A 14,613-nucleotide genomic window follows, 5' to 3' on the forward strand; every position below is an offset into this window, starting at 1 on the left:
AAACTCCGTTGATCGTCATGTGGAACGCGAAGACACTGCATCCACACCAGACAACCAACGGAGACAAACATGCTGCTCGACAACCAGGTAGTGATCGTCACGGGCGCGGCTTCGGCGCGCGGGATCGGCAAGGCAACGGCCAGGGCGCTCGCGGCAGAAGGCGCGCGCATCGTCATTCTCGATCTGCGTCAGGCCGATGCCGAAAGCGCCGCGAGCGATCTCGGCGACGGCCATCTCGGTCTTGCCTGCGACGTCACCGACAAAGCCGCCTGCGTCGATGCCGCCAACGCGGCCATCGAGAAATACGGGCGTATCGATGCGCTCATCAACAACGCGGGCATCACGCAACCGATCAAGACGCTGGAAATCAGCGCGGACAATTTCGATGCGGTCATCGGCGTGAATTTGCGCGGCACGCTCTATATGTCGCAAGCCGTGATTCCGCAGATGAAGAAGCAGCAGCAAGGCTCGATCGTCTGCATGTCTTCGGTCTCCGCGCAACGCGGCGGCGGCATCTTCGGCGGCCCGCATTACAGCGCGGCCAAAGCGGGCGTGCTCGGTCTTGCCCGCGCGATGGCGCGCGAACTCGGCCCCGACCACATCCGCGTGAACTCCATCACGCCGGGCCTGATCCAGACCGACATCACGGGCGACAAACTCACACCTGAAATGCGCACGGACATCATCAAGGGCATTCCGCTCGGACGTCTGGGCGACGCCGCCGATATCGCCAACGCCTGCCTCTTTCTCACGAGCGGCCTCTCTTCCTACCTTACCGGAGTCACACTCGACGTGAACGGCGGCATGCTGATTCACTAAGCATTCGACCTCAGATACGCACCCGGACCAACCGGGGCACGTGACCGGATCAACGCGCAGGCGCTTTTCCGGTCCATTGGAGACAAGCATGAAACCGAAATATTCCGCGCCGGCCGCCACGGCCGAATTTGCTTCGCCTGCCGATTCCACGAGCTTCGAAGCGCAGACTTACGCCAAGGTCGGACGGCGACTCATCCCCTTTCTGATGCTGTGCTATCTCGGCGCGTATCTGGATCGCGTGAACGTCGGCTTCGCCAAATTGCAGATGCTCAATGACCTGCGCTTCAGCGAAACCATCTACGGCGTGGGCGCAGGCATCTTCTTCCTTGGTTACTTCCTCTTCGAGGTACCGAGCAATCTCGTTCTTCATCGAGTCGGCGCGCGCAACTGGCTTGCGCGCATCATGCTCACGTGGGCGGTGATCTCGGCGAGCTTCGTGTTCGTCAAGTCGCCGACGATGTTCTATGTCCTGCGCTTTCTGCTCGGTGTCGCCGAGGCGGGCTTCGCGCCGGGCGTGATTCTCTATCTCACGTACTGGTTTCCCGCTGCGCGGCGCGCCAAGGCATTGTCGCTGTTCTTCATGGCCATTCCGCTCGCGGGCATGGTCGGCGGTCCGCTCTCCGGCTGGATCATGCATGCGCTTGCCGGTGCGCACGGACTTGCCGGATGGAAGTGGCTCTTCATGCTCGAAGCGTTGCCTTCGCTCTTTCTCGGCGTCGCGATCCTTTTCTATCTCGACAACAGCATTGCGCAAGCCAAGTGGCTCACGGATGCGGAGAAAGCCCTGCTCGCCCGCAACGTCGAAAAGGACAATGCGCAGACCGTGCAGCACGTATCGATTCGCGCGTTCATCGGCGACCGTCGCTTGTGGCTGATGGCATCGATCTACTTCTGCGTCGTGCTCGGACAGTATGGGCTCACGTTCTGGCTGCCGACCATCGTGCGACGTGCCGGCGTGGCGGACCCGCTGTGGGTCGGCATCTTCACCGCGATTCCGTATCTGTGCGCCATCATCGCGCTGCCGCTCATCGGTTCGAGCGCCGACAAACGCCGCGAGCGGCGCCTGCATCTGGCCATTCCCATGCTCATCGCCGCAGCGGCGTTCGCCACCTTGCCGACGCTTGGCAGCGTGAGCGCGTCGATCATCTGTGTGAGCGTGGCGGCGGCAGGCATCCTGAGTTCATCGGCGCAATTCTGGTCGTTGCCAACGGCCGTGCTGGGTGGCATGTCGGCGGCGGCGGGCATTGCCGCGGTCAACTGCTTCGCCAATCTCGCGGGCTTCTTTTCTCCGACCATCGTCGGCTGGCTGAATGACTTCACGGGCAAATCGACGGCCGGTCTCATCTTCATCTCGATTGCAATCGTCGTGGGCGCGGCGCTGGTCTTTCTCGTGCCCGCCAAGACCGTGAACCGCTAAAGATTTTTCAAGGAGACAAACATCATGAGTAGTGCAGTCATCGAAGAGGTCACGCTCGCCGAGCGTGCCTACCGTATCCGCCGCAATGCGTTGTTGATGGGCGAAGTGCAAGGTCAAGGGTATATCGGCCAGGCGCTCGATATCGCCGACGTGCTGGCCGTCGCTTACTTCGGCGCGATGAACTATCGCCCCGAAGATCCCGAATGGGAAGAGCGCGACCGCTTCCTCTTGTCCAACGGTCACTATGCAATCGCGCTGTACGCTGCGCTCTTCGAAGCGGGCATCCTGCCGCAAGCGGAACTCGAGACCTACGGCAGCGACGACAGCCGTCTGCCCATGTCCGGCATGGCGAGCTATACGCCAGGCATGGAAATGTCGGGCGGCTCGCTCGGACAAGGGCTCACGATCGCGGTCGGCCGTTGCCTCGGTCTCAAGCGTAAAGGATCGAAGTCTTTTGTCTACACGCTCTTTTCCGATGGCGAATTGGACGAAGGCGCGATCTGGGAAGGGCTGATGTCGGCATCGCACTGGAAGCTCGACAACCTCATCGCCATGATCGACGTGAACAATCAACAGGCGGACGGACCCTCGACGCAGATCATGGCGTTCGAGCCGCTCGTGCCGAAGCTCGAAGCGTTCGGCTGGTATGTGCAGCGCGTGACTGGCAACGACATCGACGCCGTCAAACAAGCGTTCGATAACGCGCGCAATTTGAAGGAAGCGAAGCCGCGCATCATCGTGTGCGATACGCGCATGGGCTGCGGCGTGCCGTTTCTCGAAGAGCGCGAAAAGAACCACTTCATCCGTGTCGATGCCGACGAATGGCAACTGGCGCTGCAGGCACTTGAACAAGGGAGACAAGCATGAGCGACACGCTGACACAAAAGCCGCGCCTGAAGACATCGGCGATGATCGCGTCCATCGCGAGCGAAGGACAGCTCACGCGCTCGGCGCCTTTCGGACACGCGCTGGTGGAACTTGCACGCACCAAGAGCAATGTGATCGGCATGACGGCCGACCTCGGCAAGTACACTGACCTGCATATCTTCGCGAAGGAGTTTCCCGAGCGCTTCTACCAGATGGGCATGGCCGAGCAGTTGCTGATGGGCGCGGCATCCGGCTTCGCGCATGAAGGCGCGCAGCCGTTCGTCACGACCTATGCCGTATTCGCGACGCGGCGCGCGTATGACTTCATCCACCAGACTATCGCCGAAGACAATCTCGATGTGAAGATCGTCTGCGCATTGCCGGGGCTCACCACGGGCTACGGTCCGAGCCATCAGGCCGCCGAAGACCTCGCGTTGATGCGCGCCATGCCCAACATGACCGTGATCGATCCGTGCGACGCGCTCGATATCGAGCAGATGGTGCCCGCCATCGCCGCGCACAAAGGGCCGGTGTATGCGCGCCTGTTGCGCGGCAACGTGCCCGCCGTGCTCGACGAATACGACTATCAGTTCGAACTCGGCAAGGCGAAGCTTCTGCGCGATGGCGCCGACGTGCTGATGATCTCGTCCGGGATCATGACCATGCGCGCGCTGGAAACCGCGAAGGCGCTCGAGGCCGACAACGTGGATGTCGCGGTGCTGCATGTGCCGACCATCAAGCCGCTCGACACCGAGACCATCGTGCGCGAAGCGCGGCGTTCGGGACGGCTCGTGGTCGTGGCCGAGAATCACACGGTGATCGGAGGGCTTGGCGAAGGTGTCGCTGCCGCGTTGCTGAACGCTGGCGTCGCGCCGCCGTTCAAGCAGATCGCCCTGCCCGATGCGTTTCTGGATGCCGGCGCGTTACCGACCTTGCATGACCGTTATGGCATTTCCACCAGCGTGATGAGCGAAACCATCAAAGGATGGTTGGGCTAACGGCACGAATGCGGGCGGGCGCGGCTCAACCGCGAGCCGCCTTGCCCCGCATGGGTTTCTTGACGGCGGGTGCATCGCCCGCCATTTCTTCCATCCACGAAAGCCCGTCCAGATACGCAAGAAAGTGCTGCAAATAAGCGGGTGAAACTTCGCGCATCAATGCAAGCGAACGATGCACCAGACTGCTCGAATTGAGCGGACCCGCGTTTTTCGGCACCCGCGCGAGAGACTCGTTGAGGCGCTGCTCGGCGCTGAGTCGGGCCCACACTTCGCGGAAGTATTCGAGCAATTCGCTCTGTGAGGCTTGCGCCACGCGCGCATTCATGTCGGCGACCAGCACGGCGAGCGGCGTGTTTTCAGCCTTTCGTGACGGCTCGACAGGCGCGGCAAGTTCGACTTCTCGCGCGTAGTCATGGAGCAAGGTCTGCAAGCGTGCATCGAGCAAACGACGCGCCTCGCCACGCTGCGCGCCCGCTCTCCGTTCGAGCGAATCGATGAACGCGAAGCGCAGCGGACTCACGCGATCATCGCCCTGAACGCGCCATTCATCGAGCATTGCGCGTGCTTGCGAGCGCTCAGTCACCGCTTTACTCCACCGTTGGTCGGCCGCGGCACCGCTGAAATCTCGACTCGACGATTCTTCGCGCGACCCAGATCGTCGGCATTGGAACTGATCGGCTGCTCGGAGCCGAACGCCGCCGCGAATACGGACGACGATGGCACACCCGCGTCGATCAGCGCGCGCGTCACCGTCAAGGCGCGTTTGGCCGAGAGTTCCCAGTTGTCGGCGAAGCGGCGATTGCCTTCGTGCACCTGCTGATCGTCGGCGAAACCGCTCACCATCAGAATCTCTTCGTGCGAACCGAGATAGGCGGAAAGCGGTCCTGCAAGGCTCTTGAGCACATCACGCCCTTGCGGCTGCAACTGATCGGAATTCAACGCAAACAACACGCTGCCGCTAATGCCGATGCGCCCGTTCACCAGCGTCACGCGCCCCGACGCGAGCGGGCCAGCCAGCGCCTGCTCCAGCGTCTTGCGGCGCTGCGTTTCCATCTGCCGCTGCTTGACTTCGTTTTCCAGCCGCGTCGACAGTTGCAACTGCACGCCAATGACGCCGACCAGGATCAGCACGAACGCGCCCAGCAGTACCGACATGAGATCGGCGAACGCAGCCCAGATGGGCGCGGCGGCCTCCACGCCGCCATCGATCTCCTCGTTCATGCGGCCTTCGCTCCGGCGGCGCGCTGCCCCGCGATACGCTGCAGGTCTTCGACGATCTGCTTCTGCGAAAGCGTGCTCAGATCGATCACCTCACGCGCCTGCGCCACGTAATAGGCAAGCTGTTCGTCGCTGCGCGCAAGCGACTTGTCGAGCGCGGCCTCGATGCTCTTGAGATGCGCGACGAGCAGTTCGTTCGATGCGCCGAAAGACTGCACGGCGCCGCCGAGCGCATCGCCGAGACTCGCGACTTCGAGCGCGCCGCTCGTGACTTGCGCCGCGACCGCTTCGAGTTTGAGGGTCTCTGCCTCGACCTTGTCGGTGAACTGCGTGCCGACGCGCGCGAGCAGGTCCGATGACGAAGCGACGAGCGCATCGACGGCCACACGCTGTTCGTTCGACGTGTGATTCACCGCATCGAGCAAGGTTTCGAGCGTGGCGAGCAAGCGCGTGCGCTCGTCCAGCATGGCGTTGTCGTGGACCATGGATTCGCTGAGTTTCTCGCGCATCTGCGCAATCACATCGGCGGCGAGCTTCGGCGCTTCCGACGCCGCCGCGACCAGTCCTTCGATCTTCGCGATGGTGCCGCTCGCGCGCTTCTCGGCATCGGCGGCCATCTCGCTCGCGGTGCGCGCGAGCGTGTCGCAGATGTTCTGTTGACGCTCGGCGGCGAACGCGCTCGTCTCTTGCCATTGTTCTCGCTGGTTGGCGGCGAGCGTGGCGAGCGCATCGGTCCAGGCGTTCAGGCGCGCTTCGCTGTTCGATGCGATCTCGTCGCGCAAACCGGCGTGCGATCGATCGACGGCGAGCAGCAGCGAAGCGGCGTGTTCCTGGAAACTCGCCGTCGCGTTAAGCAACGCCTGCTCGTGTTGCGCGGCGAGATGCTCGCCGGTGCGCGTCTGTTGCGTGAGCGCTTCGCTCCACGTTTCTGCGAGCGTGGATGACGTGTGGTCGAGCCGCGCGGCGACGCCATCGATCAAACCGGACGCGCGTTGCTCGAACGTTTCGGCAAGACCATCGAGCGCGGCGCGCGTTCCCGTTATCAACGCCTCGTTCGACTTTCGATGCCCGGCGAGCGACTGGTTCCAGTGCTCCGCGATCTCCGTCACCGAAGTCGTGAAGCCGCTCGTGATGCGTTCCATGCGCGCCGATACGCCTTCGAGCAACGCGGCCGAGCGCGTTTCGAAGCCTTGCGCGAAGCCGTCGAGCGACGTGCCCATGCGCGTGACGAGCGCTTCGTTCGACTGCCGATGTTTATCGAGCGAGTCTTGCCAGATGCCCGCGATTTTCGCCGACGAAGCCTCGAAGCCGCTCGACAAGCCATCCAGCTGCCGCGCCACGGCCTGTTCGATCTTGCCGTGCAAGGCTGCCGTCTCGCCCGCGATGCCGTCCATGGCGGATTGCATGATCGGTTGCAGCGCGCTGCTCGCAGCGCGCGCGCTGTCGGCGACGCTCTGCTTCAACGACTGTTCCACCGATGCCGCCAGCCGCCGATACGAAGTCTCGGTTTTGGCATGAAACGCATCCTGATTGGTCAGTTGCCGCTCGTTTGCCGCGATGCTCTGCTGTTCGATGGCGTGCATCATCGCTTGCAGGCGATCGACCAGCTTCGGCATGAGTTCGGCCTGCCGTTGCATCAGCTTCAGGCCTTCCTCGCGCCGATGCGTCTCTGTAAATACGCGCAGTGTCGTCGCAATCTTGAGGTCGAGCGTCTGCACGGCGTCGAGCCGTTCGCGGCGGCACAGCGCTGAAAGCAGGCCAAGCATGGCCGATGTCGCGACACCCGCGATCGATGTGCCGAACGCGAAACTCAGGCCCGTGACCGGCGCCGCGAGCGACGAGCGGATCGCCGAAAGATCGGTCGCGCTTTCCAGCGCCGCGCCGGTGCCGCGCAGCGTCACGACCATGCCGAGCAGCGTGCCGAGCATGCCGAGCAACACGAGCAACCCGACGAGATATGGCGCAAGCACAGGCGCCGGCAACGCGGCGCGCTCGCCTTCGACCCGCAAGCGCACCGCATTGCGCAGACCCACGGGCAGGCTTTCGAGCCAGACGGCAAGGCTCTTCGGCGTGACGGCGAGTTGCCGCAGCGCATGCGCGAATGCATAGGTGGTTTGCTGATAGCGCTGCAGTTCGGCGGCGCCCGCGAGGTAGCACGCGCCGATCAGGAGCGTGACGCAAAACGCGAGCGCATTCGAGCCGACATAGCCAATGGCGATTCCGCAAACGGCGGCAAGACCAGCGAGAAAGACGGCGACATTCAGGATATAGCGAGGCATGGCGTGGCTTTAGCGGGTTCGAAGGGCGGCAAGCAGCCCTTCGACCGGTTGAAAACGGACTTCGAGTTCGGCGAGCGAGACGTGGCGCATGTCGTCGCGAAAGGCATCGAGCCAGGCGTTCGACACGGGTGCGGCTTGGTCCGCGGCTGCGCGCTTCATGCGCTCGAAATACTTGCCGAGCAACACGGGCACGTGCGCGAGCAGGCTGCGTTCGCGTGCGCTCAACGCCTGTTCCATGACGGCATCGACGGCGGCGAGCCGCGCCAGATCGGGCGATTGCGCCGCAAGCGCCGCGCGCAAGCGGCCGCGCAACAGGCCGATGTCGGTTTCCATGGTCTGCTGCAAGGACACATAGCGCTGGCGGAACGCCGCAAAGTCGAGCGAAAGATCGTCCGGAGGTGGCGTCGGCACGCGTGCGCGATGCCGTCCGGGTGTAGGCTTCACGCCGCCCGCGACGGCATTCACCAGCGACGCGCGCATGCGCATGCAGGCTTCTTCCAGCGCGTGCGCACCTGAGTGCATTGGCACGAGAGGCACCGGCGGCGCATCGGCGAGCGCGGTCGAAAGCGCGATCGCATCGGTCCAGCCGAGCCATTGGCTCAGGCGGTCCGAAAGCGATGCGGCGGGTTCGTGAACATCGAGGTTGGCGATGCGTGCCAGCAGACGCACGAGCGCCGGGCCGCTGAGCGCCGTGCGCGTCTGGGCTTGCACGATATGACCAGGGCAAAAGCTGACTATTTTAACCGCTGACGCAGCGCCGGCCTCGATTTTGAGATGGAGGGACGCCGCACGGGCGTCACTGCGCTTTCGCGGGCAGGAAGGTGAACGACGGCGTCGTCACGAATTTATCCGCCGTCTCGCCCGAGAACACTTGGCCCGCGTCGATGGTCAGCTTCCTCACCGGCGCGCCCGGGCGCAGATCGACCTTGCTCAGAGACACCCAGAACGTGTCCGGGCGCGTGGCCGAATCGAAGTAATAGACGAGGTTGGTCTGGTCGGACACCGTGCGCCAAATCGTCGACGAGAGATTCGGCATGTTGTCGGAGCGAATGCCGAGCGGCACGCTCACCGAACGCATCACGCTCATCACACTTGCCGCCGCCTGGAACGGATACGACTTCTGCGGCACGCCCGCCATGTAGTTCGGGTCGGCCTGCTTGGGGATCGAATTCATGAGGAACGACGCGCGCACGAAGCGGTCCGCCGCGCGGTTCGTGCCCGGCAGGAACGCCGTGCCGCTGACGCCTTTCCAGTATGCGTCGATGGCGAGCTGGTCTTCATACGCCGGTGAATTCGTCACCACCTTGTACTGCTTGCTTTGATGGATGATCAGTTTGCCCTTGATGTACTCGAAGATCGCGGAGTCGCCGCGCGCGTCCGAGAGCGCCAGATGGATGGTGAGCGGCTTGCCGTCCGGCAAAGGCGGCGCGATGATCTGAAACGGCTCGCGGCTCAGCACATAGACCGCTTGCGCGACCGTCGCGAAATTGTCGAGCGCGTACTGGGCCCACAGGCTGATGGAGAGCGGATCGCGTTTCGGGTCGGGTTTGCCGTAGTCGCTCTCGGCGAGATAAAGCGCATTCGCGACGAGTCCGCGTTCGTTCATGCCATCCACGGTGCCGATGTCGTAGCCCGATACCACCACGCTCCCGTACTTCGCTTTCCATTTGGTGGAACGCTCGCCGGCGTTGCCATCGCGCTCGATGCCGGCAGGCATCACCCAAAGGTTGGACCGCATGTCTTCGGACCAGTCCATCGTGCGGCCCGTGATGGTGAGTTTGTCGCCGACATACAGCGCGCGCGTACAGGCGAGAGCAAGCGAGGTGGACAACCAAGCAAGTGCAAAGAGACAGACGAGCTTCCGGGTGAATCCTCGGGTCATGGCAACAGTTCCGTTTATCGTTTCGAATTCTGAATGAGGACGGCGAAACCCTTTCGCGCGATGAACGGCGGCGCGTTTCTAGAGGTGACGCCGCGCCGTCTTCAGAAATAGGGGAATTCCCAGCGTTTGTAAAGACGAAATGCCAAGCGCGCCGAACATCGGCGCCAAAGGTGAGCCAGCTTAACCAACCGGTGAAAATTACCTAAACAAATACAATGAATCAATAGCTTCAGGATTTTTTCCCGCACGTCGTCAAGTGAGCAGGAGCGGCAGAGTAACAGGCCCGCTTTCAATCACACGCATGTTCGAAGAAATAATTGCGGCGTCGAATATCGACTTCGCAACCGACCCGGCCGCCAGGCAGTCATAGCGATACGGTAATCGTGACGGTGATGTTCTGAGCGCGTGGGTATCGGCTCAACCCACGCGCCTTTATGGACGTCGATGCGCTTCTCGCGATGCAGCGCATCTGTAACCTACTTCACGGTATCCAGCGCCTTGACGATCGCATGCGCCGCCGCGACGCGTTCCGGAATAGGGAAGTTCTTGTTCGCCAGAAACACGATGCCCACGTCCTCTTCCGGCACGAATGCCAGATAAGCACCAAAGCCGTTGGTCGAACCCGTCTTGTTGATCCACACGTCCTGACGCGGTTTCATCGGCGGGTCGAGGCGCGTGGCGGGATGCGCTTCCAGCGCCATCGAAGATGAATTGCCGTCGAGCAACGCCTGCAGTTCGACCGGATACGGATACTGCTCCCAGATCAAATCCTGCGTCATCGGCCCGGTTTGAAAGTAGCCCGTATGCGTGGCGACGATCGCGCGTTGCAGCTTTGCATCGATACGTCCTGCTTCGTTCATGTTGGCCAGCAAGAAGCGCGTCATGTCGCCAGCAGTCGACTTCACGCCATAAGCCTCGGACGACAACACGCCCGGCGCCATGCGAATGGGCGCGCCGTCCTTCGCATAACCTTGCGCGTAATCGTGCTTGCGCGAAGGCGGCACGTCGATGAACGTGTTCTTCAATCCCAGCGCCGGAAAAATGCGCTGCTGCATGAGCTGATCGAAATCGGCATTCATGCTCTTCGCCGCGATGAACCCCAGCATGCCGATACCCGGATTCGCATACGTGCGGCACGTGCCCGGCTCGCACGAAGGTTTCCACGCCTCGAAATACTTGATCAGTTGCGCGTTGTCGTGAATGTCGTCGGGGACTTGCAGCGGCAAGCCGCCCGGCGTGTGCGTGCCGAGTTCGACGAGCGTCACGTCGTCGCCGAAACGGCTGCCGCGCAGCGACGGCACGAAGCGGCTCACGTGATCGTCGAGAGAAAGATGGCCGGTCACTTCGGCATAGGAAGCGAGCGTCGCCGTGAACGTCTTGCTCACCGATCCCAGTTCGAACAAGGTATCGCGCGTGACGGGCCTCGCGCCTTCCTTCGACGCCACGCCATAGTTATAGATATGCGTCTTGCCATCGAGTACGATCCCCACCGCCATGCCCGCAATGCCATTGCGCGCCATCAAGGGCTCGATGGTGCGATCGACCGTCTGCCTGATGGCCTTGTCGCTCGCCGCCGCCGCATTCGCCGCTTGGCTCGCGCCGATGGAAAAAATGGCCGTTGCCAAAAGGCTCAACGTCCCGATCCTGATCATGCAACGTCTCCGTTTTAGTGTGACTACTTCCGCGCCCGTCTCAGGCCAGCGGATAAATCGTCCATCACCGGCACCGCCGCAAAGAGCAGCAGCAAGGCCGCAAGCGGTACGGTCGCGATGAACCCGAGATGCGCGAAGCCTACCGCGCCTGCGAAGCCGCCCGCGATGAACATCGCGAAAAGCGAACTCAAGAGCGCGAGCCGCGCATGATTGGCGCACACATAGCGCTCGTCGTCGCGCCCGACGCGCCGGTTCCAATACAGACTCTTGCCCAGCTCTATGCCGATATCCGTGACGAGCCCCGTCACATGCGTCGTGCGAATCTCGGCTTTCGATATCTTGGTGATCATCGCGTTCTGCAGGCCCATCACGAAGCACAGCAGCATGACGGTCATCGGCACGTCCCAGAAACGATGCGCCTCCAGATTCGCGCCGAGCACGCCGAACACCAGCAACAGGCAGGCTTCGAGGACGAGCGGAACCGCGAACACGCTATGCGCCGCGCGCTGGCGTCCCCAGTTGATGAGCAACGCGGAAGTCGCGGCTCCCGCGACGAACGCGAGCACCGCGCTCATCGCCGAGAACACGAGCGCCGCTTGCCCGAGCACGAAATTATCCGCGATCGACGACACCAGCCCCGACATGTGCGAGGTGTATTGACCCACGGCGAGAAAGCCGCCCGCATTGGCCGCGCCCGCCACGAAGGCCAGCGCGCAACCGAGGCGGCGGTTGGCCGACTGCGTGCGGCTGGGCGAAGTCAGGCCCCGGAGATAGGCGATCGGCATGACGTTTCCCGCGCGATGAAGAGACAAAAAAGATAACACGAGCGTGCCGCGATATTTTTGATCGATAGGACGCTAACGAATAAAACTGCCGATATAATCGCGCCCCATGAGCCATCTCGACCTTCTGCGCCGCTCCGTCAGCAGCACACTCGTACTTGCCGCGCGGCGCTGGCGGCGTACGAGTCATGGCGTGCTCGCGTCCTATGGCGTCTCTGAAGCGTGCGCGGTTCCGCTGCTCACGGCCAACCGGCTCGGCGAGAGCGTGCGGCAAGTGACGCTCGCGGAGCATGTCGGTATCGAGGGACCGTCGCTCGTGCGTCTGCTCGACCAGCTATGCGCGGCCGGACTCGTGCGGCGCGACGAAGACCCCGAAGACAAGCGCGCCAAGACCATCACACTCACCGACGAAGGCCGCGCCGTCACCGCGCGCATGGAAGAGCGCCTGATGTCGCTGCGCGCGCGGCTGCTCAAGGGCGTGAGCCGCGAGGACCTCGAAACCACGCTGCGCGTGCTCAACGCGTTCAGCGCCACGCTCGACACCGTGCCCGCACGCGATGACGGCAAGAGCGGAGCGCGCACGCCATGAACTTCCCGTCCGCGCGCGAGTGGCTCTTCTCCGGCAAGACCTTCGCCGCCGCGATGATCGCGCTTTATATCGGCCTCGCGCTCGAACTGCCGCGCCCGTACTGGGCAATGGCCACGGTCTATATCGTCTCGAACCCGTTCGTCGGCGCGACGCGCTCGAAGGCTTTGTATCGCGCGCTCGGCACGGCTATCGGCGCGGCGGGCGCGGTGCTGATCGTGCCGCCGTTCGTCGAGTCGCCGTTTCTGTTCAGCGTGATCGTCGCGCTATGGACGGGCTCCCTGCTCTTTCTCTCCATGTTCGACCGCACCGCGCGCAGCTACGTGTTCCTGCTCGCGGGCTATACGCTGCCGCTGATCGCGCTGCCTTCCGTGTTGAACCCGGCCACCGTGTTCGATCTCGCGATCTCGCGCACCGAAGAGATTCTGCTCGGCATCGTGGTGGCGAGCATCGTCGGCTCCGTGGTGTTTCCGAGCCGGCTCGCGCCGACGCTCGTCGAGCGCACCGACGCGTGGTTTCGCGACGCCGCGTTCTACGCGAGCGAATCGCTCTCCGGGCGGCTCGCGGGGGCGGCCATCTCGGCGGCGCGGCAACGGCTCGCCGCTACGGTGAACGGCCTCGAAGTGCTGTTGAGCCAGTTGACCTACGACCATACGCGGCCGGATATCGTGAGCCGCGCGCGCGCCTTGCAAGGACGCATGCAGATTTTCTTGCCGCTGATCTCGTCGATGGCCGACCCGCTCATCGAACTGATCGATAAACGTGGCGCGGGCACGCCGGAGTTGCAGGCGCTGCTGCAAGACGTGGCTGCGTGGGTCGCCGCGCCCATGCCCGATTCCGCCGAGCCGACCGCCGTCGAAGCCTTCGCGCGCACGCCGGATGCGCTGCGTGCCCGCGCCGAAGCCATGCGGCCATCCGCCGAAGGACTTGCGAGCGAGAACGGCGCACTGCTCTCCAGCGCGCTCTGGCGGCTCACGCAAGTCATCGACGTATGGCAGGACATCCGCAGTTTGCGCCTCGCCATCCTGAACGACACTCACGAATGGCAACCGCGCTTTCGTCACTGGCGTCTTGGCGGCACCGCGCGCTTCTTCGATCGCGGCATGATGCTCTTCTCGACGGGCGTGGCGGTCAGCGCGATCATCGTCGCGTGCGGCTTGTGGATCGAATCAGGCTGGAACGACGGAGCCGGCGCCGTGACGCTCGCCGCTGTCGCCTGCTGCTTCTTCGCGGCGCTCGACGAACCCGCGCCCCAAGTGTTCGCGTTCTTTCTCGCCACCTGCATGAGCGTGGTGCTGGCCGGTCTTTATGTGTTCGCGGTGCTGCCGCACGTGCACGACTTCGCCATGCTCGTGTTGATCTTCGCGATACCGTTCCTGATCATCGGCACGCTGATTCCAAGGCCGCGCTTCAATCTCGTCACCATGCTCGTGGCCGTCAACACGGCGACCTTCATCAGCATCCAAAGCGCCTACGAAGCGGACTTCTTCGTGTTTCTCAACAGCAATCTGGCAGGCGTCGCGGGACTTCTGTTCGCCTTCGTCTGGACGCGCGTGACGCGGCCCTTCGGCGCGGAACTGGCCGTCGCGCGGCTCACGCGCTCGGCGTGGCGCGATATCGTCAGGAGCACCTTGCCCGAAGCCTTTCACGACCAGCGCAACTTCTACTCGCGCATGCTCGACCGGCTGATGCAGGTGCTGCCGCGTCTCGCCGCAACGGATGCGCACCGGCATCCGTCCATCGAAAGTTTTCGCGATTTTCGCGTGGCGCTCAACGCGCTGGATCTGCGCCGCGCGCGCCGCAAGATGTCGGTGGAAGTGCAATCGTCCATCGACGATGTGCTCGCCGGCGTTCGCCAGTATTTCCAGCATTGCATCGAACGGCGCGCGCGTCAGCCGGTGCCGGGCACGCTCATTCAGACCATCGACGCCGCCGCGCGGCAAGTCGTGGCGGCCAACAGCGTCGCGGAAGAAGCCGTGCCCGTCGCGTCGCGCGGCGAGCGTTCGTTGCGCGATACGCTGCATGCGCTCGTCGGCATCCGGCTTTCGTTGCATCCGCCGGCTGTCGATAAACCCGCCAACGAACGTCAGGAACCCGCGTGATGCCGTCTCGA

General features: G+C 63.3%; 13 protein-coding genes. 6 read left to right on the top strand and 7 right to left on the bottom strand.

Annotated features, from left to right (window positions below):
• Positions 1-69 precede the first annotated feature (69 nt).
• The 4 genes from NCR98_RS27190 (at position 70) to NCR98_RS27205 (ending at position 4,101) form a co-directional block, all read left to right on the top strand.
• Positions 70-819, top strand: a complete 750-nt coding sequence (locus NCR98_RS27190) for an SDR family NAD(P)-dependent oxidoreductase (protein WP_244830167.1) — start codon at positions 70-72, stop codon at positions 817-819.
• 88 nt (positions 820-907) lie between these two features.
• A complete protein-coding gene (locus NCR98_RS27195; protein ID WP_250494103.1) occupies positions 908-2,236 on the top strand; it encodes an MFS transporter in 1,329 nt (442 codons plus the stop codon).
• Between the two features lie 24 nt (positions 2,237-2,260).
• A complete protein-coding gene (locus tag NCR98_RS27200) occupies positions 2,261-3,103 on the top strand; it encodes a transketolase (RefSeq protein ID WP_244830165.1) in 843 nt (280 codons plus the stop codon).
• Positions 3,100-4,101: a transketolase family protein gene (locus tag NCR98_RS27205; protein WP_250527899.1), complete on the top strand. Its 1,002-nt coding sequence runs from the start codon at positions 3,100-3,102 to the stop codon at positions 4,099-4,101. The genes NCR98_RS27200 and NCR98_RS27205 overlap by 4 nt, the downstream gene beginning before the upstream one ends.
• Positions 4,102-4,126: 25 nt before the next feature.
• Here the strand turns inward: NCR98_RS27205 and NCR98_RS27210 are convergent, their stop codons facing one another.
• The 7 genes from NCR98_RS27210 to NCR98_RS27240 form a co-directional block, all read right to left on the bottom strand.
• Entirely contained in the window at positions 4,127-4,684 is a 558-nt protein-coding gene (locus tag NCR98_RS27210) for a DUF2894 domain-containing protein (protein ID WP_250527900.1), read from the bottom strand.
• Positions 4,681-5,322: an OmpA family protein gene (locus NCR98_RS27215; RefSeq protein ID WP_244830162.1), complete on the bottom strand. Its 642-nt coding sequence runs from the start codon at positions 5,320-5,322 to the stop codon at positions 4,681-4,683. The genes NCR98_RS27210 and NCR98_RS27215 overlap by 4 nt, the downstream gene beginning before the upstream one ends.
• Complete coding sequence (locus NCR98_RS27220) at positions 5,319-7,598, bottom strand: DUF802 domain-containing protein (RefSeq protein WP_250527901.1); 2,280 nt, start codon at positions 7,596-7,598, stop codon at positions 5,319-5,321. Before NCR98_RS27220 ends, NCR98_RS27215 begins: the two co-directional genes overlap by 4 nt.
• 9 nt (positions 7,599-7,607) lie before the next feature.
• Positions 7,608-8,312, bottom strand: a complete 705-nt coding sequence (locus NCR98_RS27225) for a DUF3348 domain-containing protein (protein ID WP_250528107.1) — start codon at positions 8,310-8,312, stop codon at positions 7,608-7,610.
• Positions 8,313-8,394: 82 nt separating this feature from the next.
• Positions 8,395-9,480, bottom strand: coding sequence for a linear amide C-N hydrolase (locus NCR98_RS27230; RefSeq protein WP_250494111.1), 1,086 nt, complete (start codon positions 9,478-9,480; stop codon positions 8,395-8,397).
• Positions 9,481-9,956: 476 nt separating this feature from the next.
• Positions 9,957-11,132 (bottom strand): class C beta-lactamase, encoded by a 1,176-nt coding sequence (gene ampC, locus NCR98_RS27235; protein WP_284503438.1) that lies wholly within the window; start codon positions 11,130-11,132, stop codon positions 9,957-9,959.
• A gap of 23 nt (positions 11,133-11,155) precedes the next feature.
• Complete coding sequence (locus NCR98_RS27240; protein WP_250468407.1) at positions 11,156-11,917, bottom strand: YoaK family protein; 762 nt, start codon at positions 11,915-11,917, stop codon at positions 11,156-11,158.
• Positions 11,918-12,023: 106 nt separating this feature from the next.
• On the opposite strand from NCR98_RS27240, the gene NCR98_RS27245 reads away from it, so the two are divergent.
• Both NCR98_RS27245 and NCR98_RS27250 read left to right on the top strand, forming a co-directional pair.
• Positions 12,024-12,503 (top strand): MarR family winged helix-turn-helix transcriptional regulator, encoded by a 480-nt coding sequence (locus NCR98_RS27245; protein ID WP_244830158.1) that lies wholly within the window; start codon positions 12,024-12,026, stop codon positions 12,501-12,503.
• Complete coding sequence (locus NCR98_RS27250) at positions 12,500-14,602, top strand: FUSC family protein (protein ID WP_250527902.1); 2,103 nt, start codon at positions 12,500-12,502, stop codon at positions 14,600-14,602. Before NCR98_RS27245 ends, NCR98_RS27250 begins: the two co-directional genes overlap by 4 nt.
• Positions 14,603-14,613: the final 11 nt, after the last annotated feature.

This window comes from Caballeronia sp. GAWG2-1 (assembly GCF_023631405.1).
GTDB lineage: Bacteria > Pseudomonadota > Gammaproteobacteria > Burkholderiales > Burkholderiaceae > Caballeronia.